Genomic DNA, 24,983 nt, shown 5'->3' with positions numbered 1-24,983 from the left:
CCTGTCTCACCCATCACTCGATGAACGTGACCTGCCCGCCCACCAGCGACTTCACCCGGGCTAGCGATTCGACGCGATAGCCCTGGGCATCCAGCTCGGCGCGGCCGCCCTGGAACGACTTCTCGATGACGATGCCAAGGCCGGCAACGGTAGCGCCGGCCTGCTTGATGATCGAAATCAGCGCCTGGGACGCCTTGCCGTTGGCCAGGAAGTCGTCGATCACCAGCACGCGGTCGCTGCTGTTCAGGTGACGCGGCGAAATGGCGATGGTGTTCTCGGTCTGCTTGGTGAAGGAATACACCGAGGCGGTCAGCAGGTTCTCGGTCAGGGTCAACGACTGGTGTTTGCGGGCGAAGATCACCGGCACGCCAAGCTTGAGCCCGGCCATCACCGCCGGGGCAATGCCGGAGGCCTCGATGGTGACGATCTTGGTCACGCCCGAGTCGGCGTACAGGCGGGCGAATTCGTCGCCGATCAGCTGCATCAGCGCCGGATCGATCTGGTGGTTGAGAAACGCATCGACTTTGAGAACCTGATCGGAAAGCACGATGCCTTCTTCGCGAATCTTCTGGTGCAGTGCTTCCACTGTGGTATTTCCTCGATGTAGCAAAGGTGGCCACGGCACAGGACCGCGGCAAAGGTTGATGTTCTAGCGTTTGAGCATGGCGCGGATATCGGCCAGTGCATTGTTGCCGCGTGCGGCCTTTACTTCGACCGGTGCATCGTCGAGGCCTTCCCACGCCAGGTCGTCCGGCGGCAATTCGTCGAGAAAACGGCTGGGAGAGCAGTCGATGATCTCGCCGTACTGCTTGCGCTTGGCGGCAAAGGTGAACGCCAGGGTCTGGCGCGCGCGGGTGATGCCCACGTAGGCCAGGCGGCGTTCTTCCTCGATGGTGTCGGCCTCGATGCTGGAGCGGTGCGGGAGGATTTCCTCCTCCATGCCCATGATGAACACGTAGGGAAATTCCAGGCCCTTGGAGGCATGCAGCGTCATCATCTGCACGCCTTCGGCGTTTTCTTCCTCTTCCTGCTGGCGCTCGAGCATGTCGCGCAGCACCAGCTTGCCGATGGCGTCCTCGATGGTCATGTCACCCTCTTCGTCTTTCTCGAGGGTGTTCTTCAAGGCATCGATCAGGAACCAGACGTTGCTGATCCGGAAATCGGCGGCCTTGTCGCTGGAGGTGTTCTGGCGGATCCAGTTTTCGTAGTCGATGTCGGCGACCATGCCGCGCAGCGCGGCAATCGGGTCTTCCAGGGCGACGCGCTGGCGCACCCCGTCGAGCCAGTGCTTGAAGCGCTGCAGGCGTTCGGTGAAGCGGCTGTCGAGAAACTCGCCCAGGCCCAGCTCTTCACTGGCGGCGTACATCGACACCCCACGCTCGGTGGCGTAGTTGCCGAGTTTCTCAAGGGTGGTCGAGCCGATTTCCCGGCGTGGCACGTTGATCACGCGCAGGTAGGCGTTGTCGTCGTCCGGGTTGACCAGCAGGCGCAGGTAGGCCATCAGGTCCTTCACTTCCTGGCGGCCGAAGAAGCTGTTGCCGCCCGAGAGGCGATAGGGCACCTGGTGGTGCTGCAGCTTGAGCTCGATCAGCTTGGCCTGGTAGTTGCCCCGGTAGAGAATCGCAAAGTCGCTGTAGGGCCGGTCGGTGCGCAGGTGCAGGCTGAGGATTTCCATGGCCACGCGCTCGGCTTCGGAATCCTCGTTCTTGCAGCGGATCACGCGGATCTCGTCGCCATGGCCCATGTCGCTCCACAGCTGTTTCTCGAAGGCATGCGGGTTGTTGGCGATCAGCACGTTGGCGCAGCGCAGGATGCGGCTGGTGGAGCGGTAGTTCTGCTCCAGCATCACCACTTTCAAGGAGGGGTAGTCGTCCTTGAGCAGCATCAGGTTTTCGGGGCGCGCGCCCCGCCAGGCATAGATCGACTGGTCGTCATCACCGACCACGGTGAACTGGTTGCGCTTGCCGATCAGCATCTTCACCAGCAGGTACTGGCTGGCGTTGGTGTCCTGGTATTCGTCGACCAGCAGGTAGCGCACGCGGTTCTGCCACTTCTCGAGAATGTCAGGGTGCTCGTCGAACAGCTTCACCGGCAGCAGGATCAGGTCGTCGAAGTCCACCGCGTTGAACGCCTTGAGCGTGCGCTGGTAATGGGTGTAGACGATGGCGGCGGTCTGCTCGCGCGGGTTGCGGGCGTTCTCGAGGGCCTCGGGCGGCAGGATCAGGTCGTTCTTCCAGGCGCCGATCATGTTCTTGATCTCGTCGACGCCGTCGTCGCCCGAGTACTCCTTCTGCATGATGTCGGTCAGCAAGGCCTTGATGTCGGTCTCGTCGAAAATCGAGAACCCCGGCTTGTAACCCAGGCGCTGGTGCTCCTTGCGGATGATGTTCAGGCCCAGGTTGTGGAACGTGCAGACCGTCAGCCCACGGCCTTCACCGGCACGCAGCAGGGTGCCGACCCGTTCCTTCATCTCCCGCGCGGCCTTGTTGGTGAAGGTCATGGCCACGATGTACTGGGCGCGGATGCCGCAGTTCTGGACCAGGTGCGCGATCTTGCGGGTAATCACGCTGGTCTTGCCGGAGCCTGCACCGGCGAGCACCAAAAGAGGGCCGCCGACGTAGCTCACGGCTTCTTGCTGCCGGGGATTGAGTCGGGACATGCTGAAAACCGGGGTGTGCAGAAAATAGCCGGGCATTTTAGCAGGCATGGGCCTGTTATGGCGTAACCGTCTGACCGCGTGTCGCAGGCACATCCGGATTTGCCGGACAGGCAACTTTCGATCAGGATGCACGACATGATCTGTCGTAGGTACTGGCATTGGGATGGCATGAATGTGAGAATCATTTGCAATCATGCGGTACGATGCTCTGCCTTGGTCCCGTAATGTCATCCTGACTGTGTAGACGTCCTAAGGAGCTTGTTTGTCAACGCCCGTCGAACCGTTGCGTTTGCTGCTGTTGGCCGATGAGCCGGCGTGGGCTGCCGTGCTGCGCGAGTGCCTGTTGCCCCTTGGCGGCAACACGGTCCTGCTGACCGCGCCCAGCTGGGACGCGGTCGACAGCCTGTTTGCCCACGACCGGCAGGCGATCGTGCTGGCCACGCCGGCGCTGCAACCGGCGCCGGAGCGTTGCGTGCTGCCAATGGTGCTGCTGCTCGAGCACGAGCCTGAGCACTCGCCGCCTGGTGCGAGCGACTGGCTGGTGCGTTCCCAGTTGAGCACCGACGTGGTGCGACGCTGCCTGCGCCACGTGCGTGAGCGCGGCGTGCTGGAGGCAACCTTGCAGCGCCTGGCCGAGCAGGACCCGCTGACCGGCATTGCCAACCGACAGGGCTTCCAGACCCTGCTCGCCGCGCGCCTGGCCGATCACGACGGGCGCGGCGTTGCACTGGGCCACCTGGACCTGGACAACTTTCGTCATGCCAATGACGCCCTCGGGCACCAGGCCGGGGACCGGCTGATCCTGCAGGTGGTGGGGCGACTGAAGAGTCAGCTGGAGGCGGGTGACCAGATCGCGCGTCTGGGCAGTGACGAATTCGCCCTGCTGATCGACACCCGCCGCGACCCGCAGCGGGCCGAGTGGATGGCCGAGCGCATTACCGAGGCCCTGGGCGAGCCCTACTGGATCGATGGCGAGAGCCTGCTGCTGGGCTGCAGCCTCGGCGTGGCCCATGCCCGCGCGCAATGCGGCGCCGACCCGCTGATGTGGCATGCGCATATCGCCATGCGGCAGGCCAAGGGCGTCGAGGGCTGCACCTTTCACATGTTCAATGAGCGTATCAATCACAGCGCGCGCAGCCTGGCGGACCTGGAGAGCGAGTTGCGCCGGGCGCTGCGGCGCGACGAGCTGGAGCTGCACTACCAGCCGCGCCTTGACCTGGCCACGGGGCGCATCGTCGGCCTCGAAGCGCTGGTGCGATGGTGCCACCCCGAGCGCGGGCTCCTGCCGCCGTGCGAGTTCGTGCCCCTTGCCGAGCAGAGCGGCCTGATCGTGCCGCTGGGCTACTGGGTCATCGCCCGCGCCCTGCGCGACATGCAGACCCTGCGCGAACGCGGGCTGGCGCCGCTGCACATGGCGGTGAACCTGAGTTTCCGCCAGTTCCAGGACAGCCAGCTGCTGGCGACCCTGAGCCGATTGATCATCGAGAACGGCGTCGATGCCCGCTGGCTGGAGTTCGAGCTTACCGAGACCGCGGTGATGCGCCGCAACGACCTGGTCCAGCAGACCATGGATGCCTTGAGCCGCCTGGGTGTGCGGTTTTCGCTGGATGACTTCGGTACCGGTTTTTCGTCCTTCGTGCACCTGGACAGCTTGCCGATCACCTTGCTCAAGGTGGACCGCAGCTTTGTCGGCGGCATGGAGAAGCGCGAAGAGAACCGCAAGCTGGTGCACGCCATGATCAACCTGGCCCACAACCTCAACCTGCAGGTGGTGGCCGAGGGCGTGGAGACCCCCGAGCAGATGGCGTTGCTACGGGCCTATGGTTGTGACCAGGTGCAAGGCTTCCTGATCAGCCGGGCGCTGCCGGTGGAGGAACTACTGGCCTTCTTGCAGGCCGACGCGCAGCAGCGGGTGATGAACCTGTGACAGGCGACGCTGTACCTGTGGGAGCTGGCTTGCCAGCGAATCGATAAGCCAGCACTGATCTGGCTGATGTGCTGTCTGTTCCGGCCTCTTCGCTGGCAAGCCAGCTCCCACAGGTATGGCGTGATCCCAAGCCCCAGTCCCTATTCCCGCGCCAGCAACCGGCGCATCCGCCACTCGAACGCCAGCGTCAGGCTCACCGCGGCGCAGGCCAGGCCCAGCGCAAGGCCCCACCATACCCCGACCGCACCGCCGCCCAGGTTGAAGGCGAACAGCCACGCACAGGGCGCGCCGATCAGCCAGTAGCAGCCCAGGCCGATCACGAAGGTGGTCTTGGCATCCTGCAGCCCGCGGATCGAGCCCATGGCGATGCTCTGGATACCATCGAAGAGTTCGAACCAGGCCGCGACCATGATCAGGCCCACGGCCAGGGTGACGATGTCGGCGAAAGCGGGATCGTCCAGGTCAAGGAACACTCCCACCAGCGCTTCGGGCCGCAGCCAGAACAGCGCGGCGAACGCCGACATCACCAGCGCGCCGAACGCAATGCCGACCCGTCCCGCGCTACGCGCCGCCAGCAGCTTGCCCGCGCCGTAGTACAGGCCGACACGCATGGTCACGGCGTAGGACAGCCCCGTCGGCACCATGAAGGCGGTCGAGACGATCTGCAGCGCGATCTGGTGCGCCGCAAGCTCCGTGCTGCCGAGCACGCCCATGAGCAGCGCGGCGAAGGCGAACAGGCCGACCTCCACCATGTAAGTGCCGCCGATCGGCAGGCCCAGGCGCCAGAGTTCGCGCAGCGCCGGCCAGTCGGGGCGGCTCAGGCCCTGGCGCAGCGGGTAGGGCGCGTAGGCCGGGTGCCAGCGGATATGCAGCGCCAGCGCGATCGCCATGCCGGTCGAGACCAGCGCCGTGACCAGGCCGATGCCCACCAGCCCCAGCTTGGGCAGGCCGAACATCCCCTCGATCAGCGCATGGTTGAACAGGTAGTTGAGCACCGTGCCCACCAGGCTGATGACCATGACCGGCGTCGAGCGCCCCAATGCGCTGGTGAAGCCGCGCAGGGCCATGAAGCTGAGGTAGCCGGGCAGGGCCAGCGGCAACAGGGTCAGGAACTGGCCCGCCAGCTCGACGTTTTCCGGGCTCTGCCCCAGGTGCAGCAGCACCGGCTGGATGTTCCACAGCACAAGCCCCGCGCCGACCGCCAGCCCCCAGGCCAGCCACAGCCCCGCCTGGGTCAGCCGGGTCGCGCCGTCGCGATCGCCCGAGCCCTTGCGAATCGCCACCAGGGTGCCGACCGCGGCGATCACGCCCAGACAGAAGATCGACACGAACGAATAGCTCGCCGCCCCCAGCCCGCCACCGGCCAGGGCCTGCGGGCTGATGCGCGCCATCATCAGCGTATCGGTCAGCAGCATCAGCATGTGCGCCAGCTGCGAGGCGATCAGCGGCCCGGCCAGGCGCAGCAGGGCCTTGAGTTCGGTGGCAGGGGCGACATGCATGGACGGACGGACCTTGTCTGTGGGCAGAGGGAGACGTCGATTCTGGGGCTTCGGTCAGGTATTCACAAACATCAATCGTGGCGCCTCATTGCGGGTGGGGCTTATCACAAATAACCGCACCCGCCACTCAAGTATTCCCCTGCAAGGCCGAATCAAAGACACCAGCGCCCCCCAAGAAGGCGCAATCAGCCTGGAGCCTTCATGCCTCAACCCCGTGCCCGCATCGCCTCGCAGCTCGGTATCGCCCTTGCCGCCGTGCTCGCGGTGGTCATCACCGGCAGCACCCTGTTCGCCCTGCGCTCGCTCGACAGCGCCAACCTCGCCACCCGCCAGGAGCACCTGGCCAGCGAAGCCAGGTTGCTGGCCGACCAGCTCGACACCTTCCACACCTCGCTCAAGGACAACACCCAGCGCCTGAGCGGCCTGTTCGAGCGGCGTTTCGCCTCGAACCTGCGGGTGGACCCCAGCCAGCGCGTGACGGTGGCCGGCGTGCCGACCCCGGCCCTGTACCTGGGCGATCATCTGCTCAACAACGTCTTCGAGCAGGTTGACGAATTCCAGCAGATGACCGCGGGCGTGGCGACGCTGTTCGTGCGCAGCGGCGATGACTTCATCCGTATCAGCACCTCGCTCACCAAGCAGGACGGCAGCCGCGCCATCGGCACCCAGCTGGATCGCCAGCACCCGGCCTACGCACGGCTGATAGCGGGGCAGGCCTACGTGGGCCGTGCGCTGCTGTTCGAGCGCAACTACATGACCCGCTACGTGCCGGTGCGCGATGGCGGCGGGCGAGTGATCGCCGTGCTCTTCGTCGGCTTCGACTACACCGACGCGCAGAACGCGCAGTTGGCCAACCTGCAGCGCTTCCGGATCGGCCACACCGGCTCGCTGGCGCTGCTCGACGAGCAAGGACATTGGCTGGTCGCCCCCGCAGGGGCAAGCGACGCGGCGGCAGCGGCGCGCTCGGTCGCAGGCCTGGCCGATCGGCCAGGGCACGGCAGCTTCTGGGACAACGCCGGCACGACCTTGTACAGCGTCGCCATGCCGTTCGCCGAAGGCCCCTGGACGGTGGTGGCGAGCATGCCCGAGGCGCAGATCCGTGCGGTGACGTGGAGCGTCGGCCTGCGCCTGGCCATCGGAAGCCTGCTGGCGATGTTGCTGGCCGTGGCGGCGACCCTCTGGCTGCTCCGGCGCAAGCTGCGCCCGTTGGGCGACCTGGTGCGCCAGGCCGAGGCGCTTGGCGCTGGCGACCTGCAGGCGCGCCTGGCGGTCACCAGCAATGACGAGATCGGCCAGCTGGCGCGCAGCTTCAACCAGATGGGCGATGCCCTGGCGACCATGGTCGAGCATATCCGCGGCGCCTCCGAGCAAGTGAGCGGGCGGGCGCGATCATTGTCCGGCCTGTCGTTGGGCGCGTGCGAGGGCATGGAGCAGCAGTCTGGCGAGATCACCAGCATGGCCGGCGCAGTCGAGGAGTTCAGTGCCACCTCGATGAACATCGCCGACAACATGGGCAGCACCGAGCGCATGGCCCGCGACAACGTCCAGCAGACCCGCATCGGCCGTAGCGCCATGGACGAAGCATCGGCCTCGCTTCAGCAGATCGCCAAGGCCTTGGGCGGCACGGCCGAGGTGATGGACACCCTGGGTGCGCGGTCGCAGGAGATCGGCGGCATCGTCGGGGTGATCACGGCGATTGCCGACCAGACCAACCTGCTGGCGCTCAACGCTGCCATCGAGGCCGCCCGCGCTGGCGAGCAGGGCCGTGGTTTTGCAGTGGTCGCCGATGAAGTGCGCAGCCTGGCCGCGCGTACCCGCCAGGCGACCGAGGAAATCTCCGGCATGATCGCCAGCATCCAGGAGCAGACGGGCCATGCCATCAGCACCATGGAGCAGGGCAACCGCCTGATGCAGGAAGGCCTCGACCGCAACGCCAAGGTCGCCGCCGCGCTGGCCAGCATTGACGAGCAGAGCCGCTCGGCGGGTGAGCAGTTCGCCGCGATCAGCACCGCGACCCAGGAGCAGAGCAGCACAGCGACGGTGCTCAGCCGTAACCTGCAGAGCATTGCCCAGGCCAACAGTGAACAGCGTGACGTAGCCAATGAGCTGGCAACCACGGCGCGTGAGCTGGAAGGGTTGGCGGGGCAGCTGAGGCAGGAAGTGGACCGGTTTCGGGTAGGCTAGAAGGTTTTCCGGGGCCCTGTCCTTGTCCCCTGCCACCATCGCACACCCTGATGACCCTGCGCCCCGGCGAGTGCGAAGCCCTCGCCGGGCCACACCACTGTCGCGTTGTGCAATCCCGGCAGGGAACAAGACAGCTGCCACAGGTCCAGTACCGCGCCTCAAGTCCTGTGGGAGCGGGCTTGTCCCGCGATGGGCCGCAACGCGGCCCCTGGCCTCAACCCAAAACCACCCCCAACGCCTCACCGCACGCCTCAAGCGACCGCCGCTCGCTCTGCGCATACAGCGCGAGCTCATCCTGCACCTTCAACCCCAGCGCCTGCTCGAAGGCATCGCGGTTGGCATTGCTGCCATAGTCATGCGCCTCGCCGCCCAGGTTGGACTGGAAGATCCCTGCCGCGCTCACCGGCAAGAAGTCCTCGTACACCAGCGCTTCGTAATGCACATGCCCGGCCTCGATCAGCCCTTCCAGGCTGTCTGGACGGTCGGCCAGCTCACGCGCGTCCAGCCCCTTGTCGGTGGCGAAGTAGCGGAAGTACGCCAGCCCCTGCTCACGCATCTGCGCGAGATCATCCGCGAATGCCGCGAAGTGCTCCTTGAGCAGCGCCATGTACCGTTCGGCATTGGCCTCGGTCGGCGCGCCGCCCAGGCTCACCCGCGTGGCATCGAGCAACCGGTCATACAGCGCGCGGCCCTTGGGCGTCAGCGCCGCGCCGCGCTGCTCGATCTCGCCGAAACGCGCGGTATGGCTGCCCGCGCTGCCCTGCTGATCACTGAACGCGACCTTTTCCTGCAGGGCCTTGAAGCTGGTCTGGCGCAGCAGGATCGGGTGACGGCGGGTGGGCGGGCCTTCGACCACGGCCTTGGGTGGGATGCCTTTGGCGGGCATGCCACGCTGGATCGCGTCGATGTCCAGGGTACGTGGGGTGAGGTGGTTGATGTGCGGGCCCTTGAAGGCCACCACGTCGGCGATCAGGCGGTGCTGGTCGTGCAATTGCTGATACTGGGCGGCGGTCACCGTGGCGTCCTGGTGCCAGCGGAAGGTGTGCAGCGCCTCGACCACGAAGCGCTCGGCATCTGCCGCGCCCAGGCCGCCCTCGCGCTCGCACTGGGCGATCAGCTCGAGCGCCGTGGGGGTGAAGATCTGCCGTTTGGCCAGGATCTCGCGGGCCAGCTCGCGCAGTGGCAGGTTGTCGATCAGCTCCAGGCGCAGCAGCGAAGTGAACACCCGAAACGGGCTGATGTGCAGCGAGCGCTCGTGAATCGCGCGAAACGCGGTGGAATGCACGGGCACCCCCGCCGAACTCAGGTCGTAGTAGCCCACCGGCTGCATGCCCATGACCGCGAACAGCCGCGCGATGGTCGCCAGCTCCTCGGCGGTGCCGACGCGGATGGCACCGTGGCGTTCCTGGTCAAGGCGCTCGATTTCGCCGGTCCAGCGCAAGGCCTGCGCGACCTCGGGTTGCTGCGCCATGACCTGCTGGTTGATTTCGCTCACCAGCTCCAGCAACGTGCCGTAGAGCGGCACTTCCTGTTTGTACATGAGCGACATGGCGGCAGAGAACTGCGCGCGAATGCTGTCGGGGCTGACGAAATCATGAGCGGGCATCGCAAGCTTCCTGAAGTAAATGGGACCACTACATGAAAGCGAGGAATGCACTTGACGCACAAGCGAAAAAAAGTAGAGGTGTCATTCCTTTTTTTATCAATTATCAGCCAATCGCCAGTTGCTCCCTCACCCATTCCACCAGTGCCCGTACTTTCGGCACCTCTGCCGCATGCTCGGCGAAGGCCAGGTAGTGGGCACCGCTGCTGCGCATCGCATGATTCCACGGCACCACCAGGCTGCCATCCGCCAGCTCGCGCGCCACCAGGTAACGCGGCACCAGCGCCACGCCGCATCCAGCCTGGGCTGCGCTCAGGGCCATGTAGAAGGTGTCGAAGCGCGGCCCGTGATAGCTGTTGGCGGTGTGCAGGTCCTGCTCGAGGAACCACTCATGCCACGCCTCCGGGCGGGAAGTGCTCTGCAGCAACACCAGTTCGGCGACCTCGCTGGGTCCTTGCAACGCGCGGGCCTGCAGCAGCTCCGGCGCGCACACCGGCACCACCTCCTCGCGGAACAGCTCGATGCAGGTCGCGCCGGGCCATGTCCCCTGGCCATGAAAGAACACCACGTCGGCCGTGGCCTGGAGCAGGGCGAACGGCTCCATCTCGTTGCGGATGTCCAGGTGGATGTTCGGGAAACGCTTGCCAAAGCCCTTGAGGTGCGGGATCAGCCAGCGCACGCCAAAACTCGGCTGAGTGGCTACCTTCAGTACTTCGGTCTGTTCACCGTAGGAAAGGATGTAACGGCTGGACATGTCGACTTGGGTGAGAATCTTGTTGACCTCGGCCAGGTACAGGGCGCCTGCAGGCGTCAGTTGCAGGCGGCGGCGGATGCGCAGGAACAGGTGATGGCGCAGCATCTCTTCGAGCTGCGCGACCTGTTTGCTCACGGCGCTCTGGGTCAGGTGCAGCTCTTCGGCGGCGCGGGTGAAGCTCAGGTGGCGCGCTGCGGCCTCGAAGCACTGCAGGGCGGCCATCGACGGTACCAGGCGTTTGGACATAGCGGTCTCTCGGATGGAAAAAGTCATTACCTGGCGGAATGATATGCGGAATAAAGGTCGTTTGTTGCGCCAGAGTGATCGGATTAATACTGATCCCCATCAGGATTTCACTTATTCCCACGATGTAGGAGACGAACATGGTTGCGGCACTGCTCGAGCGCCTTGGTGTACCGGCCCAGGCCTTCACCCAGGGCGACTACCCTGTACACACCCCGATCGACGGCAGCCAGATCGCCTCGGTGAAGCTGGAAGACAAGGCCCAGGTGGTCGCTCGCATTGCCCAGGCCCAGCAAGCCTTTGAAGCCTGGCGCACCGTGCCGGCGCCTCGCCGGGGCGAACTGGTGCGCCTGTTCGGCGAAGTGCTGCGTGCGCACAAGGCCGATCTCGGTGAGCTGGTGTCGGTCGAAGCCGGCAAGATCACTCAGGAAGGCCTGGGTGAAGTGCAGGAAATGATCGACATCTGCGACTTCGCCGTTGGCCTGTCGCGCCAGCTGTACGGCCTGACCATCGCCTCCGAGCGCCCTGGCCACCACATGCGTGAGACCTGGCACCCGCTGGGCGTGGTCGGCGTGATCAGCGCCTTCAACTTCCCGGTTGCCGTATGGGCGTGGAACACCGCCCTGGCGCTGGTCACCGGCAACGCCGTGGTGTGGAAGCCATCGGAAAAAACCCCGCTGACCGCGCTGGCCTGCCAGGCGCTGTTCGAAAAAGCCCTGAAGACATTTGGTGAAGCGCCAGAAGGCCTGGCCCAGCTGGTGATCGGCGGCCGCGAAGCGGGTGAAGCGCTGGTCGACGACGCTCGCGTGGCACTGGTCAGCGCCACGGGCAGCACCCGCATGGGCCGTGAAGTGGGTCCGCGTGTGGCGGCGCGCTTCGGTCGCAGCATCCTCGAACTGGGCGGCAACAATGCCATGATCCTCGCCCCGAGCGCTGACCTGGACCTGGCCGTGCGCGGCATCCTGTTCTCGGCTGTCGGCACCGCCGGCCAGCGCTGCACCACCCTGCGTCGCCTGATCGCGCACCGCTCGATCAAGGACGAAGTGGTTGCCCGCGTGAAAGCGGCCTACGCCAAGGTGCGCATCGGTGACCCGCGCAAGGACAACCTCGTCGGCCCGCTGATCGACAAGCAGTCGTTCGATGCCATGCAAGGTGCGCTGGCCAAGGCCCGCGACGAAGGCGGCCAGGTGTTTGGCGGTGAGCGCCAGCTGGCTTCGGAATACCCGAACGCCTACTACGTGTCCCCAGCCATCGCCGAGATGCCCGCGCAGAGCGACGTGGTGCGTCACGAGACCTTCGCGCCGATTCTCTACGTGCTGGCCTATGACGACTTCGAAGAAGCCCTTCGCCTGAACAATGAAGTGCCACAAGGCCTGTCCTCGTGCATCTTCACCACCGACCTGCGTGAGGCTGAGCGCTTCCAGAGCGCCTCGGGCAGCGACTGCGGCATCGCCAACGTCAATATCGGCACCAGCGGCGCCGAGATCGGTGGCGCCTTTGGTGGCGAGAAGGAAACCGGCGGCGGCCGTGAGTCCGGCTCCGATGCCTGGAAAGGCTACATGCGCCGTCAGACCAACACCGTCAACTACTCGCGCGAGCTGCCGCTGGCGCAGGGGATTGTGTTTGACTGATTGACCGCGTCGCTCTTTTCGCGGGCAAGCCCGCTCCCACAGAGACCGGGTGCGCTCCGAGCCACCCTTGCACCTGTGGGAGCGGGCTTGCCCGCGAAAAGGGGCGACCCGATGCCTGGATGTACCCGCTAAAAAAGAACAACAGCTGGAGCCGGTCATGCCCGAACTGCGACAAGAATGTCTGTGGGAACACGTCACCAAACCGTCCATCGCCAGCCTGGCGCTGGCCGGCGAGCACAGGGCCGATGTGTGCATCATCGGCGGCGGTATTACCGGCCTGTCGGCCGCCATTCACCTGCTCGAACAGGGCAAGTCGGTCATCGTGCTGGAGGCATGGAAGGTTGGCCATGGTGGCTCGGGGCGCAACGTCGGGCTGGTCAACGCGGGCACCTGGATTCGTCCCGACGATGTCGAGACGACCCTGGGCCAGCAGCAGGGCAGCCGCCTGAACAAGGTGCTCGGCGAGGCGCCGGGCGAGGTGTTCGCGATGATCGAGCGCCTGGGCATCGACTGCCAGGCGCAGCACAAGGGCACCCTGCACATGGCGCACAACGCCACCGGCCTTGCCGACCTGCAGGCACGCCACGAGCAGTGGAGCCGGCGTGGGGCCGATGTCGAGCTGCTGACCGGCGCCCAGTGCCAGGAGTACTGTGGTACCGACAAGATTTCCGCCGCGCTGCTCGACCGCCGCGCGGGCACCATCAACCCCATGGCCTACACCCAGGGTCTGGCTGCCGCCGTGGTGCGCCTGGGCGGACAGCTGTTCCAGCAGTCCGCGGTGCAAGGCCTGACGCGCGAGAGCGATGCCTGGCGGGTAAACACCGCGCGCGGCTCGGTGAAGGCCGACAAGGTGGTGATCTCCACCGGGGCCTATACCGAGGGCGAATGGAGCAACCTGCAGAAGCACTATTTCCGCGGTTACTACTACCAGGTGGCGTCGGCACCGTTGTCGGGCGCCGCCGCTGACAAGGTATTGCCCCACGGCCAAGGCTCCTGGGATACCCGCACCGTGCTCAGCAGCATCCGCCGCGACGACCAGGGCCGGCTGCTGCTGGGCAGTCTCGGGCGCGTCGACAACAAGCCGGCGTGGTTCGTGCGCAGCTGGGCCGACCGAATCCAGAGCCACTATTTCCCGAAACTGGGCAAGGTCGACTGGCAGATGCACTGGACCGGCTGCATCGACTTCACCCCTGATCACCTCATGCGCCTGTTCGAGCCGGCACCGGGACTGGTCGCGGTCACCGGCTACAACGGGCGCGGCAATACCACCGGCACCGTGATCGGCAAGGCCTTCGCGCAGTTTCTGCTCAACGACCAGCCAGACAGCCTGCCGATTCCGTTCTCGCCCATGAAGGCGGTCTCCATAGCCGGGCTGCGAACCGGTTTCTATGAAACCGGCTTCTCGCTGTACCACGCCGGCCAGTGCCTGCGCGTGGTGCTCTGACTGGGCACGCCCCTCTGTTGGATGCGGGCTCATCCTGCGATGAGCGCCACACGTCCAGCTGCGGCGTTCTGATCGTTCCAAAAACAGAACGCTAAAGGCAAATTCAGCTATCTAGTGCTCCAAAGGTGAAGTTTCTAATCTGTGCCCATGCAATCAAGCACAGCGAAACACCACCTCAGGAGCCACACCATGACCTCGTTCAAATACAACCGCCTCGACATCAACAACGCCGCTGTCCTGCTGGTCGACCACCAGGCTGGCCTGCTGTCCCTGGTCCGTGACATCGAGCCCGACGCGTTCAAGAACAACGTCCTGGCCCTGGCCGACCTGGCCAAGTTCTTCAAGCTGCCGACCATTCTCACCACCAGCTTCGAGACCGGCCCCAACGGCCCACTGGTGCCCGAGCTCAAGGCGCTGTTCCCGGACGCGCCCTACATCGCCCGCCCTGGCCAGATCAATGCCTGGGACAACGAAGACTTCGTCAAGGCAGTCAAGGCCACCGGCAAGAAGCAGCTGATCATCGCCGGCGTCGTTACCGAGGTGTGCGTGGCCTTCCCGGCGCTGTCCGCCCTTGAAGAAGAGTTCGAAGTGTTCGTGGTGACCGACGCCTCCGGCACCTTCAACGCCATGACCCGTGACGCCGCCCATGACCGCATGAGCGCCGCAGGCGCCCAGTTGATGACCTGGTTCGGCGTGGCCTGCGAGCTGCACCGCGACTGGCGCAACGACGTCGAAGGCCTGGCCGCGCTGTGCTCGAACCACATCCCGGACTACCGCAACCTGATGTCCAGCTACAACGCGCTGACCGCCGGCCGCTAAGCCGGACCTGAACAGCACACCCGTCCAATCCAGCGCCTGCCCGCTGCTGCACAGTGGGCACTGGCCAGCACCTGCCCCAGGAAACGCAGATGAACACCAGTACTCAAGACAACCGCAACGTGGTCACCCTGGTCATCCAGCACAAGGTGCGCCCTGGCGCGCTGGGCCCCTACGAGCAGTGGCTCAGGCACGCGGTGCATGCCGCACGCCAGCAGCCGGGCCACCTGGACGTCAACGTGATTCGTCCGGACGACGCCGGCCGCCATTTCACCACGGTGGTGCGGTTCGCCGATGCGGGCCAGCTGCAGGCCTGGGTCAACTCCGCCGAGCGCCAGGCGCTGGTGGCCGAGGTGCTGCCGCTGCTCGAGGACGGCGACCACACCCAGGTGCACAACGACCCCGAGTTCTGGTTCACCCCGCCGGGCAACAGCGCGCCACCGCCGCGCTGGAAACAAGCGGTGCTGACCTACCTGGTGATCTGCCCCATGACCTTGCTGATCCCGCCCCTGCTGGCCCCGCTGTTCGCACGCTTCCCGCAGCTGGGCGGGATGCTGACCGGCAACCTGATCGTCAACCTGTTCGTCATCCTCCCCGTGGTGTTCTACATCATGCCTTGGCTGACGCGCCGCTGCGCCAACTGGCTGCGGGCCTGACCGGGCGCCGCCGTGACTAGAATCAGATTTCCCTCTTTTTCAGGAGATACCGATATGAGCAGCTTCATCACCCCTGATGGCACCTCGATCTATTACAAGGACTGGGGCAGCGGCAAGCCCGTGCTGTTCAGCCACGGCTGGCCGCTGGATGCCGACATGTGGGATGTGCAGATGGAGTTCCTGGCCAGCCGCGGCTACCGCGCCATCGCCTTCGACCGCCGCGGTTTCGGGCGCTCCAGCCAGCCATGGACCGGTTACGACTACGACACCTTCGCCGATGACATCGCCCAGCTGATCGAGCACCTCGACCTGCGTGACGTCACCCTGGTGGGCTTCTCCATGGGCGGCGGCGACGTCAGCCGCTATATCGCCCGGCATGGCAGCGAGCGCGTTGCCGGGCTGGTGCTGCTCGGTGCGGTCACGCCAATGTTCGGCAAGCGAGCGGACTATCCCGAAGGCGTAGACACCTCAGTATTCGACGGTATCAAGGCCGGCCTGCGCGCCGACCGGGCGCAGTTCATCGCCGATTTCGCCAGCCCGTTCTATGGCCTGAACCATGGCCAGACCGTGTCCCAGGGCATCCAGACCCAGACCCTGAACATTGCCCTGATGGCATCGCTCAAGGCCACCATCGACTGCGTCACGGCATTTTCCGAGACCGACTTCCGCCCGGACATGGCCAGGATCGACGTACCGACCTTGGTGATCCATGGCGATGACGACCAGATCGTGCCCTTCGAGACCACTGGCAAGAAGGCCGCGGAGCTGATTCCGGGGGCCGAGCTGAAGGTGTACGCCGGAGCCCCGCACGGCTTCGCCGTCACCCATGCGCAGCAGTTGAACGAGGACCTGCTCGCGTTCCTGGCGCAGTGACCATGAGCCAGGATCCCAACGGCAAGAGCCGTCGTGAGTTCCTGGCCACCAGCACGGTGCTCGGCGCCGCTGGTGCGCTCTGGTCAGCCCTGCCTTTCACCGGCTCCGCCGGTTCCGCCCATGCATCCACACAAGGAGGTTCCATGACCGCCGACCTCATCCTGTTCAACGGCCGCCTGCACACGGTCGACCGCGAAAACCCCAAGGCCAGCGCCGTCGCCATCAAGGACGGGCGCTTCCTGGCCGTGGGCACCGATGCCGAGGCCATGGCCCATCGCAGCGACGCCACCCAGGTGATCGACCTCAAGCAGCGCACCGTCATTCCGGGCCTGAACGACTCGCACCTGCACCTGATCCGTGGTGGCCTGAACTACAACCTTGAACTGCGCTGGGAAGGCGTGCCGTCGCTCGCCGATGCCCTGCGCATGCTCAAGGAACAAGCCGACCGCACGCCAACCCCGCAATGGGTGAGGGTGGTGGGTGGCTGGAACGAGTTCCAGTTTGCCGAACGACGCCTGCCAACGCTGGAAGAAATCAACCGCGCCGCGCCGGACACTCCGGTATTCATCCTTCACCTGTACGACCGTGCGCTGCTCAACCGCGCCGCGCTCAAGGCGGCGGGCTACACCAAGGACACGCCTAACCCGCCGGGCGGCGAGATCCAGCGCGATGGCCGCGGCGAGCCGACTGGCATGCTTATCGCCCGCCCCAACGCGATGATTCTCTATGCCACGCTGGCCAAGGGACCGACGCTGCCGCTGGAATACCAGGTCAACTCGACCCGCCAGTTCATGCGCGAGCTCAACCGCCTAGGCCTGACCAGCGCCATCGACGCCGGTGGCGGCTACCAGAATTTTCCCGACGACTACTCGGTGATCCAGGAGCTGGCCGACAACGGCCAGTTGACCGTGCGCATCGCCTACAACCTGTTCACCCAGAAGCCCAAGGAAGAGCTGGACGACTTCAGGAAGTGGACGTCCAGCGTCAAGCTGCACAGCGGCACCGATTTCCTGCGTCACAATGGCGCTGGCGAGATGCTGGTGTTCTCCGCCGCCGACTTCGAGGACTTCCTCGAGCCGCGCCCGGACCTGCCGCAGACCATGGAAGAAGAACTGGAGCCGGTGGTCCGTCACCTGGTCGAGCAGCGCTGGCCGTTCCGCCTGCATGCCACCTATGACGAGTCCATCTCGCGCATGCTCGACGTGTTCGAGAAGGTCGACCGCGACATTCCGTTCAATGGCCTGCCGTGGTTCTTCGACCACGCCGAGACCATCACCCCGAAGAACATCGAGCGCGTGCGTGCCCTCGGCGGCGGTATCGCCATCCAGGACCGCATGGCGTTCCAGGGTGAGTATTTCGTCGACCGTTACGGCGCCAAGGCGGCTGAAAAGACCCCGCCGATCCAGCGCATGCTCGCCGAGGGCGTGCCGGTAGGCGCGGGCACCGATGCCACGCGGGTGTCCAGCTACAACCCGTGGACCTCGCTGTACTGGCTGGTCAGCGGCAAGACCGTGGGCGGCATGGAGCTGTACCCCGAAGGCCTGAGCCGCGAAATCGCGCTGCAGCTGTTTACCCATGGCAGCGCCTGGTTCTCCAGCGAGCAGGGCAAGAAAGGGCAGATCAAGGCAGGCCAGCTGGCGGACCTGGCTGCGCTGTCGCTGGATTATTTCAGCGTCGACGAGGAAGCGATCAAGAGCATTGAATCGGTGCTGACCGTGGTCGATGGCAAGGTCGTCTACGGCGCCGCGGAGTTCGACAAGCTGGGGCCTGCGGCGGTGCCGGTATTGCCTGAGTGGTCGCCGGTCGCCCTTGTGCCGGGGCACTGGCGCGCGGGCGCGCCGATGGCGGCGGCCGTGCACCAGTGCTCCGGGCCGTGCGGGGTGCATGCCCACAGCCATGAGAAGGCACGCCAGTCCAGTGTGCCGGTCAGCGACTTCCAGGGGTTCTGGGGGACGATGGGCTGTTCCTGTTTCGCGTTCTGATCCACGAAGGGGGCCTCCAAGGCCCCTTTTTATTGCGCGATCAGAACCGGCCCTTGAGCGGGTATTCGATGATCACGTACAGACGATCGATGTCATCTCCCGCCTGTGCGGTGTTGGCCCGATGGCTGACGTGGGAGAGCGACAGGCTCAGGTCCTTGGCGGCGCCTTGCTGGACGACGTATTTCAGGTCGAGGTCGCGCTCCCAATGGCGGCCGTTCTTGCCTTGGTTTTCGCTGTACACGCCCTGCACCGGCGCATGGGTGCCATCGATGCCCCGGCCACTCACATAGCGCGTCATGAGGCTCAGGCCGGGCACGCCGAGGCTGGCCATGTTCAGGTCGTAGCGAAGCTGCCAGGAATGTTCCTGGGGGCCATTGAAGTCGGCGTACTTGATCGAATTGGCGAGGTAGATCGAGTCCCCGCCGACAAAGTCGAACGGCGTGTCGCCCTCGACCCGCTGATAGCCGAGGGTAATCGCCTGGGCGCCGCGAATGTATCTGGCCGCAAGGCTGTAGGCCAGGGTGTCTATTTCACCCGCGCTGGCGCTGCCGGTGTCGCGGGTGTGATAGAGATTGCCGTCCAGGCGCCAGTTGCCTTGGGCAAGGTTCAGGTTGAGGTAGGCCTGGCGCCAGGTGTCGTCAAGTTGCGAGACGAACAGCGCACCGCCGACCGGGCCGGTGGGTGCATAGGTGGCACCTGCCAGGCTGATGGCATGCCCGCGCGTGCTGGCCCCGTAACCGTCGAAATCTTCGTGGGCCGAGCTGCTGTCCTGGTTGCTGAACCGGGTGAAGCGTCCGGCCTGCACGCGCAGATCCTGCAGCGAGGTGTTTTCCAGCAGCCAGCCTGTGGCGTATTCCGGATGCAGACGCTTGTCGGCGGTGTCGAACACGGGCGTTTCGACGGTCATTTCGCCGAGGCGTAGCAGGGTTTCGCCCAAGCGCACCTTCAGTGCGGCGCCAGCGCTCGAATAGTCGGTTTCGGCGCGGCCGTCGCTGTCGCGGGGCAGCAGTCCGGTACCGGCGTGTCCGCGGCCGCCGTCGAGCTTGAGGCCTACGAATCCATGGGCGTCCACGCCAATGCCCAGCAGACCCTCGGTGAAGCCGGAGCGCAACTCGCCCAGAAAGCCCTGGGCCCATTCCTGGCGGTAGCTCTGCCCGCTGGCGGAGGGCGTGCGGTAGTCGCTGTGCAGCCAGTAGTTGCGGCTGAGCAGCGACCAGCCAGGCTCATCGGCGAGGACCTGCATCGGGCCGAGGGCGGCAAGGGTGGCGAGCAAGGCGTGGCGTGGCCTGCATGGTGCGAAAGACATGAGCGCTCCGGGACGGTTGAGCGCGCACTCTGCGCCAGGCACCTGGCCGGGTCTTGCATGGGTGTGCTGGCGGTCGCGCCTCAGGCCATGTCGCTGACCGAGAACTCCTCCGCCAGGTGATCGATCAGCGAGCGGACCGAGGGCAGCAAGCCCCGCCGCGAAGGAAAGATCGCATGGACGATGCCACAGCGCGGGTGCCAGCCGGGCAGCAGTTCCACCAGCCGGCCCGCGGCCAGGTCCTCGCGCACCGCCACGCGCGGCAAGTGCGCGATGCCTACGCCGGCAATCACGAAGTGGCGCAGGGCGAACAGGTCGTCGGTGACCATGCGCGGCGTGTGCGGGATCACGATGCTGGTGCTCATGTCTTCACCCTGGAACAGCTCCCACTGGTATTCGCGCTGGGCGCCGCCCCAGTGCACGCTGGGCAGTTGCCCAAGCTGTCGCGGCTCAAAGCCCTCGGGCAGCTGTTCAAGCAGCGCCGGCTGGCCGACCAGGCACTGGGTGCTGTTGCTCAGCACCCGCATGACCATGTCGGTGTTTTCCAGCGGCGGAAAGCGTACCCGCAGGGCGACGTCGAAGCCCTCGTGCAGCAGATCGACCCGGCGGTTGGTGCTCTCGATGAACAGCTCCACCCGCGGATACTTGAGCATGTAGCGCGTCAGCATCGGCCCGACCCAGGCGTTGAGCAGGGTTGTCGGGCAACTGATCCGCACCAGGCCCCGCGGCTCGCTGAGGTTGCGCTCGATGATCTCTGCCGCCCCCTCGGCCTCCACCCGCATGGCCAGGCAGCGCTGGTAATAGGACTGGCCAATCTCGGTCAACGAACAATGCCGGCTGGTACGGTGCAGCAAACGCACCCCAAGCCGCTCCTCCAGCTCCGCGATACGTCGGCTCAGCTTCGACTTCGGCATGTCCAGCGCCCGCCCGGCCGGCGCAAAGCCGCCATGCTCGACCACCTGGGTGAAGTAATAGAGGGAGTTGAGGTCTTCCATGGGGCGTTCACCGAGCGGCAGGGCAAGGCGGGGAGTTTACGGCAACTCGTTATCGCATGGGTTGATGGGCCCTCCCTCCTGCGTAAGTCGTTCTCTGCAAATTTTTGCGAACTCCCCGTCTGTCGGCGCCGGGGAGGCCCGGCGAAGGTTTACGGCGCATCCGCCTCGAACAGCCGCGCCAGCTCGACGCGCGCTTCCTGGGTGGTCTGCAGTACTTTGGCGCGGTCGTCGCGTACGCGGCCTTGGGCTTCGAGCACTTCCTCGTCGTGCTGGGTGAAGCGCTGGATGCGGTCGGCGGCCTGGGCCTTGCTCAGGCCGAGTCCGACGAGGGTGCGGCGGGTCATCTCGAGGCTGGAATGGAAGGTCTCGCGGATGGGCTCGGCGCCAACGTCCATCAGCTTGTGCACGTGCTGGCGGTTGCGCGCGCGGGCGACGACCTTGAGGTGCGGATACAGGCGCTTGACCCGCTCGGCAATGTGAATGGCGGTGTCGGGGTCGTCGATGGTGATCACAAAGTACTCGGCTTCACCGGCCTTGGCGGCATGCAGCACCTCGGGACGCATCGGGTCACCGTAGAACACCGGTACTTTTTCAAAGCTGCGGGTCATTTCGATGGCATCGACCGAGGTATCCAGCGCGACAAAGGGGATTTTCTGCGCGCGCAGGATGCGTGAGACGATCTGGCCCATGCGGCCCATGCCGACAATCACCACGCGCGGGGTATCGGCCTGGATGGCCTTGTACTGCTCGGGCACTTCACGGCCGGCCTGCGGACGCTTCAGCAGGAGGGCGCAGCCAAGCAGCAGCAGCGGCGTCACGGCCATCGACAGGGTGATGGCCATCAACAGCAGGTCGTAGGTCTGGGCATCGAACAGCTGCTGGTCCTTGCCCAGCTTGAAGACCACGAAGGCAAATTCGCCGCCGGCCGCCAGCACCACGCCCAGGCGCAACGCACTGGCAGCCGTCAGGCCACCGCCCAGGCGTCCTACCAGCATCAGCAGTGGCAGCTTCACCGCCACCAGCAACAGCGTCATGCCCAGCAGAAAACCCGGCATTTCCAGTAGCAGGCCCAGGTTGGCGCCCATGCCGACGCTCATGAAGAACAGCCCCAGCAGCAAACCCTTGAACGGTTCGATCTGCGACTCGAGCTCATGCCGGTATTCGGAATCGGCCAGCAGCAAGCCCGCCAGGAAGGCGCCCAAGGCCATGGAAATGCCGGCCTGTTCCATGAGCCAGGCCGTGCCGATCACCACCAGCAGGGCGGTGGCGGTGGATACTTCCGGCAGACCACTGCGAGCCACCGCGCGAAACACCGGGCGCAGCAGGTAGCGGCCCCCGACAATCACCAAGGCGATGCTCGCGAACACCTTCAGGGCATGCTCCAGGCTGTCGCCATGGCTGATGTCCGGGCCAGTGGCGGCCAACAAGGGCACCAAGGCGATCAGCGGGATCGCGGCGATGTCCTGGAACAGCAGGATGGCGAACGCCAGACGCCCGTGCGGCGCGTTGAGCTGCTTGCTTTCAGCAAGGCTCTGCAGCCCGAGCGCGGTGGAGGACAGGGCCAGCCCCAGGCCGACGACTACGGCGGCGGGAACCGACTGGCCGAAACCGAACAGCGCGATCGCGCCGATCACCCCGCCGGTCAGCAGCACCTGGGCCAGACCGACGCCGAACACCGACTTGCGCATCAGCCACAAGCGTCGCGGCGACAGCTCCAGGCCAATGATGAACAGCAGCAGCACCACGCCCAGCTCGGAAATGCGCGCGACGCTCTGGGTATCGCGGACCAGCCCCAGCGCCTGGGGCCCGATGGCCACGCCCGCCAGCAGATAGCCGATGACCGCGCCTAGCTGCAAGCGCTTGGCCAGCGGGACCGTGATGACTGCGGCAAGCAGAAAGATCACCGCGGTTTGCAAAAGACTGCCGTCATGTGGCATCGCTCGTACTCCATGAGCTGCGTGGGCAGCGTTGTTCGTCTGGCCGCTAGTCTGCGGTGGCCATGCATGAAGGACAATCCAGCGGTCCCGGGAAACATTGATTCGCAAATGAAGACAATCGCAGGCCACGCCTTGACTGCCTTCAGCTGCCGCCAAACTGCGACCGGTACTGATTGGGCGTCATCCCGATCCGCTCGCAGAACACCTTGCGCATGTGTCGGTCGCTGCCAAAACCGCAACGTGCCGCCACCACCTTCAGGGGCTGATCGCCTGCTTCCAGCAACTTGCGGGCATGGTCGATACGGGCATTCTGCAGGTACTGCAACGGCGTCAGGCCGACGTCCCGCTGAAAGGCCCTGGCGAAGTTGCGGCTGCTCATCGCCACCAGGTCGGCCATTTTCCGCACGGTGAAGGCCTCGTCGATGTGGTCGACGATGTAGGCCTGAACCCGGGCGATGGGCGACCCGTCGCGGGGTACCGCCGCAAGCAATGGCCCATAAGGCGTCTGCCCGCCTTGGCGATGCCTGGCGACCAGCAACACCTTGGCCACTTCAAGGGCAAGGGCCCGGCCGTGGTCCTCGGCCACCACGGCAAGCGCCAGGTCGATGCCTGCGGTAATCCCTCCGGAGGTGATCAGGTTTCGATCAACCACATAGATCTGCTCTGTTTCAACCTTGGCTTCGGGAAACTGTCGAGCCAAGCGCTCCACATAGTTCCAGTGGGTGGTGCAGCGATACCCGCCGAGCAGCCCGGCACGCCCTAGCACGAACACGCCGGTGCAGATGGCGCCGAACCGCGCCGCCCCGCGCGCGGCAGCGGGCAGCCAGCGCTCGATCTCGGCAAGCGCCACGCCATAGGCGCCCGGGCCGCCAGGCACCAGGAGCAGATCGACCGTCGGCGGCACGTCATCCAGACACAGGTCGGCCACCATCCTCAATCCGCATGAACTGCGAATCGTGCCGTCACGGCTCGCCAGGGTGAGAAGGCGGTAGTGCCTGGCTTCGGGCAGAAAGCGGTTGGCGATCGCGAAGGCGTCCATCGGCCCTGTCAGGTCGAGCATCAGGACATCATCGAAAACAACCAGTACCACTGTTTTTTGAGCGTGACCTTGCTCCATAACCGTCCGCCTTGAATCCTGATCGCTCGAGATAGCTAGTGCGTTAATAATTTGCGCAGCTTAATTTAGCGGAGTAGTCAGCTGGGCCAGCATTTCGCGAAATACCCTTCGATCATGGACAAAACTCCCTGATTACGGGCACTGCAGGGCTTTAAGAACTTTTAAGGATTGGCTCAGGACATTGTCATGTCGCCGAAGCGAGACTGACTCCAACGAAACAGGAGAGTCGACATGCGTCCTCAGGCGATCCATGACCCGGCACCGCAACCCATCCGGGCCGCTTGTGCAGATGGCCACACCGCGCCCGGCGCGCTGACATCCGCCCGGCTTCGCCAGGCCAAGGAGCTGTTGCTGCACAGCGACCTGCCGATCATCGGCATTGCGAGCCTGTGCAACCTTACCCGCAGCCATTTCTCCCGGGCCTTCAAGGCCACCACCGGCCTGCCGCCCCAGGAGTGGCGCCTGCGCGCGCGGATGGAGAAAGCCAAGCGGCTGCTGGCGACCGAGGCACCCATCACCCATGTCAGCCTTGAATGCGGATTTTTCGACCAGTCCCATTTCACCCGCGCGTTCAGCCGGCTCATGGGTCAACCCCCCAGGGCATGGCGACTCGCCGTACGGTCAGAGGCGGCCGCTGGCCATTCTTAAGCCTCTTCTATCCTTGGGTATAGCACCTACGGATAACGATACACACTCGCACTGATCTGAAACCAAGGAGACACCCTCGTGAGCAATCCAGACTACAAACGCCTGAACAAAGATGATGCCGTCGTGCTGCTGGTCGACCACCAGACCGGCCTGATCTCGCTGGTGCAGGACTTCTCGCCCAACGAATTCAAGAACAACGTGCTGGCGCTGGGCGATCTGGCCAAGTTCTTCGGCCTCCCCACCATCCTCACCACCAGCTTCGAGCAAGGTCCCAACGGGCCGCTGGTGCCCGAGCTCAAGGAGATGTTCCCGGACGCGCCGTACATCGCCCGTCCAGGCCAGATCAACGCCTGGGACAACGAAGATTTCGTCAAGGCGATCAAGGCGACCGGTCGCAAGCAGCTGATCATCGCGGGCGTGGTCACCGACGTGTGCGTGGCGTTCCCGACGCTGTCGGCACTGGCTGAAGGTTTCGAGGTCTTCGTGGTCACCGATGCCTCGGGCACCTTCAACGAAACCGTGCAGCAGGCCGCCTGGGCACGCATGACCCAGGCCGGGGCGCAGATGATGAACTGGTTCTCGGTGGCCTGTGAGCTGCACCGCGACTGGCGCAACGACATCGAAGGACTGGGGAACCTGCTGTCGCAGCGCATCCCTAACTACCGCAACCTGATGAACAGCTACTCGGCGCTGACGTCGCGTTGATGATGAC

The 24,983-nt window shown here is 65.2% G+C and carries 19 protein-coding genes; 10 read left to right on the top strand and 9 right to left on the bottom strand.

The features are described 5' to 3' along the window. Positions 1–13: 13 nt before the first annotated feature. Positions 14–586 carry a xanthine phosphoribosyltransferase gene (locus tag VJS90_RS18290; protein WP_324123047.1) on the bottom strand — a complete coding sequence of 191 codons (573 nt, stop codon included), beginning with the start codon at positions 584–586 and terminating at the stop codon, positions 14–16. Between the two features lie 63 nt (positions 587–649). Beyond that, positions 650–2,659, bottom strand: coding sequence for a DNA helicase Rep (rep, locus tag VJS90_RS18285; protein WP_324123046.1), 2,010 nt, complete (start codon positions 2,657–2,659; stop codon positions 650–652). A 262-nt stretch (positions 2,660–2,921) separates the two neighbouring features. Here rep and VJS90_RS18280 point away from each other — a divergent pair, with 262 nt between their 5' ends. Then, the gene (locus VJS90_RS18280) at positions 2,922–4,586 is read left to right on the top strand and encodes a bifunctional diguanylate cyclase/phosphodiesterase (protein WP_324123045.1); all 1,665 of its coding nucleotides are present in this window, start codon (positions 2,922–2,924) and stop codon (positions 4,584–4,586) included. Between the two features lie 140 nt (positions 4,587–4,726). On the opposite strand, the gene VJS90_RS18275 is transcribed toward VJS90_RS18280, so the two are convergent. Next, positions 4,727–6,085 carry a NorM family multidrug efflux MATE transporter gene (locus VJS90_RS18275; RefSeq protein WP_324123044.1) on the bottom strand — a complete coding sequence of 453 codons (1,359 nt, stop codon included), beginning with the start codon at positions 6,083–6,085 and terminating at the stop codon, positions 4,727–4,729. Positions 6,086–6,286: 201 nt separating this feature from the next. On the opposite strand from VJS90_RS18275, the gene VJS90_RS18270 reads away from it, so the two are divergent. Next, on the top strand, positions 6,287–8,269 hold the full coding sequence (locus tag VJS90_RS18270) for a methyl-accepting chemotaxis protein (RefSeq protein ID WP_324123043.1): 1,983 nt from the start codon (positions 6,287–6,289) through the stop codon (positions 8,267–8,269). A gap of 214 nt (positions 8,270–8,483) precedes the next feature. Here the strand turns inward: VJS90_RS18270 and hglS are convergent, their stop codons facing one another. Then, positions 8,484–9,875: a 2-oxoadipate dioxygenase/decarboxylase HglS gene (gene hglS / locus VJS90_RS18265; protein ID WP_324123042.1), complete on the bottom strand. Its 1,392-nt coding sequence runs from the start codon at positions 9,873–9,875 to the stop codon at positions 8,484–8,486. A gap of 103 nt (positions 9,876–9,978) precedes the next feature. Next, positions 9,979–10,872: a LysR family transcriptional regulator gene (locus VJS90_RS18260; protein WP_324123041.1), complete on the bottom strand. Its 894-nt coding sequence runs from the start codon at positions 10,870–10,872 to the stop codon at positions 9,979–9,981. Between the two features lie 137 nt (positions 10,873–11,009). Here VJS90_RS18260 and VJS90_RS18255 point away from each other — a divergent pair, with 137 nt between their 5' ends. From VJS90_RS18255 to VJS90_RS18230, 6 genes are all read left to right on the top strand, one after another. Further along, entirely contained in the window at positions 11,010–12,500 is a 1,491-nt protein-coding gene (locus tag VJS90_RS18255; RefSeq protein WP_324123040.1) for an aldehyde dehydrogenase family protein, read from the top strand. Positions 12,501–12,657: 157 nt separating this feature from the next. Continuing rightward, positions 12,658–13,944 carry an FAD-binding oxidoreductase gene (locus tag VJS90_RS18250; RefSeq protein ID WP_324123039.1) on the top strand — a complete coding sequence of 429 codons (1,287 nt, stop codon included), beginning with the start codon at positions 12,658–12,660 and terminating at the stop codon, positions 13,942–13,944. Positions 13,945–14,133: 189 nt separating this feature from the next. Continuing rightward, a complete protein-coding gene (gene ycaC, locus VJS90_RS18245; protein WP_324123038.1) occupies positions 14,134–14,763 on the top strand; it encodes an isochorismate family cysteine hydrolase YcaC in 630 nt (209 codons plus the stop codon). An 89-nt stretch (positions 14,764–14,852) separates the two neighbouring features. After that, entirely contained in the window at positions 14,853–15,416 is a 564-nt protein-coding gene (locus VJS90_RS18240) for an antibiotic biosynthesis monooxygenase (RefSeq protein ID WP_324123037.1), read from the top strand. A 54-nt stretch (positions 15,417–15,470) separates the two neighbouring features. Beyond that, positions 15,471–16,289: an alpha/beta hydrolase gene (locus tag VJS90_RS18235; protein WP_324123036.1), complete on the top strand. Its 819-nt coding sequence runs from the start codon at positions 15,471–15,473 to the stop codon at positions 16,287–16,289. Positions 16,290–16,432: 143 nt separating this feature from the next. Next, entirely contained in the window at positions 16,433–18,271 is a 1,839-nt protein-coding gene (locus VJS90_RS18230; protein WP_324123247.1) for an amidohydrolase, read from the top strand. A gap of 40 nt (positions 18,272–18,311) precedes the next feature. Here the strand turns inward: VJS90_RS18230 and VJS90_RS18225 are convergent, their stop codons facing one another. The 4 genes from VJS90_RS18225 to VJS90_RS18210 form a co-directional block, all read right to left on the bottom strand. Beyond that, a complete protein-coding gene (locus VJS90_RS18225) occupies positions 18,312–19,577 on the bottom strand; it encodes an OprD family porin (protein ID WP_324123035.1) in 1,266 nt (421 codons plus the stop codon). Positions 19,578–19,657: 80 nt separating this feature from the next. Continuing rightward, on the bottom strand, positions 19,658–20,569 hold the full coding sequence (locus tag VJS90_RS18220) for a LysR substrate-binding domain-containing protein (protein ID WP_324123034.1): 912 nt from the start codon (positions 20,567–20,569) through the stop codon (positions 19,658–19,660). Positions 20,570–20,718: 149 nt separating this feature from the next. Further along, positions 20,719–22,506 (bottom strand): monovalent cation:proton antiporter-2 (CPA2) family protein, encoded by a 1,788-nt coding sequence (locus tag VJS90_RS18215; RefSeq protein WP_324123033.1) that lies wholly within the window; start codon positions 22,504–22,506, stop codon positions 20,719–20,721. Between the two features lie 142 nt (positions 22,507–22,648). Continuing rightward, positions 22,649–23,623, bottom strand: coding sequence for a GlxA family transcriptional regulator (locus tag VJS90_RS18210; RefSeq protein WP_324123032.1), 975 nt, complete (start codon positions 23,621–23,623; stop codon positions 22,649–22,651). Between the two features lie 231 nt (positions 23,624–23,854). Between VJS90_RS18210 and VJS90_RS18205 the strand changes: the two genes are divergently transcribed. Continuing rightward, positions 23,855–24,271 carry an AraC family transcriptional regulator gene (locus tag VJS90_RS18205; protein ID WP_324123031.1) on the top strand — a complete coding sequence of 139 codons (417 nt, stop codon included), beginning with the start codon at positions 23,855–23,857 and terminating at the stop codon, positions 24,269–24,271. A gap of 78 nt (positions 24,272–24,349) precedes the next feature. Further along, complete coding sequence (gene ycaC, locus VJS90_RS18200; protein ID WP_324123030.1) at positions 24,350–24,976, top strand: isochorismate family cysteine hydrolase YcaC; 627 nt, start codon at positions 24,350–24,352, stop codon at positions 24,974–24,976. Positions 24,977–24,983 lie beyond the last annotated feature (7 nt).

It is taken from the genome of Pseudomonas sp. (assembly GCF_035277045.1).
In the GTDB taxonomy this organism is placed as follows: domain Bacteria; phylum Pseudomonadota; class Gammaproteobacteria; order Pseudomonadales; family Pseudomonadaceae; genus Aquipseudomonas.
Note: the sequence above shows the minus strand (reverse complement) of the source record. Positions and strands in the feature narration are given on the sequence as shown.

Coding starts and splice junctions, on each gene's coding strand:
- rep (WP_324123046.1), bottom strand. CDS start 2,659: ATGTCCCGACTCAATCCCCGGCAGCAAGAAGCCGTGAGCTACGTCGGC.
- VJS90_RS18275 (WP_324123044.1), bottom strand. CDS start 6,085: ATGCATGTCGCCCCTGCCACCGAACTCAAGGCCCTGCTGCGCCTGGCC.
- VJS90_RS18270 (WP_324123043.1), top strand. CDS start 6,287: ATGCCTCAACCCCGTGCCCGCATCGCCTCGCAGCTCGGTATCGCCCTT.
- hglS (WP_324123042.1), bottom strand. CDS start 9,875: ATGCCCGCTCATGATTTCGTCAGCCCCGACAGCATTCGCGCGCAGTTC.
- VJS90_RS18260 (WP_324123041.1), bottom strand. CDS start 10,872: ATGTCCAAACGCCTGGTACCGTCGATGGCCGCCCTGCAGTGCTTCGAG.
- VJS90_RS18255 (WP_324123040.1), top strand. CDS start 11,010: ATGGTTGCGGCACTGCTCGAGCGCCTTGGTGTACCGGCCCAGGCCTTC.
- VJS90_RS18250 (WP_324123039.1), top strand. CDS start 12,658: ATGCCCGAACTGCGACAAGAATGTCTGTGGGAACACGTCACCAAACCG.
- ycaC (WP_324123038.1), top strand. CDS start 14,134: ATGACCTCGTTCAAATACAACCGCCTCGACATCAACAACGCCGCTGTC.
- VJS90_RS18240 (WP_324123037.1), top strand. CDS start 14,853: ATGAACACCAGTACTCAAGACAACCGCAACGTGGTCACCCTGGTCATC.
- VJS90_RS18235 (WP_324123036.1), top strand. CDS start 15,471: ATGAGCAGCTTCATCACCCCTGATGGCACCTCGATCTATTACAAGGAC.
- VJS90_RS18230 (WP_324123247.1), top strand. CDS start 16,433: ATGACCGCCGACCTCATCCTGTTCAACGGCCGCCTGCACACGGTCGAC.
- VJS90_RS18225 (WP_324123035.1), bottom strand. CDS start 19,577: ATGTCTTTCGCACCATGCAGGCCACGCCACGCCTTGCTCGCCACCCTT.
- VJS90_RS18220 (WP_324123034.1), bottom strand. CDS start 20,569: ATGGAAGACCTCAACTCCCTCTATTACTTCACCCAGGTGGTCGAGCAT.
- VJS90_RS18215 (WP_324123033.1), bottom strand. CDS start 22,506: ATGCCACATGACGGCAGTCTTTTGCAAACCGCGGTGATCTTTCTGCTT.
- VJS90_RS18210 (WP_324123032.1), bottom strand. CDS start 23,623: ATGGAGCAAGGTCACGCTCAAAAAACAGTGGTACTGGTTGTTTTCGAT.
- VJS90_RS18205 (WP_324123031.1), top strand. CDS start 23,855: ATGCGTCCTCAGGCGATCCATGACCCGGCACCGCAACCCATCCGGGCC.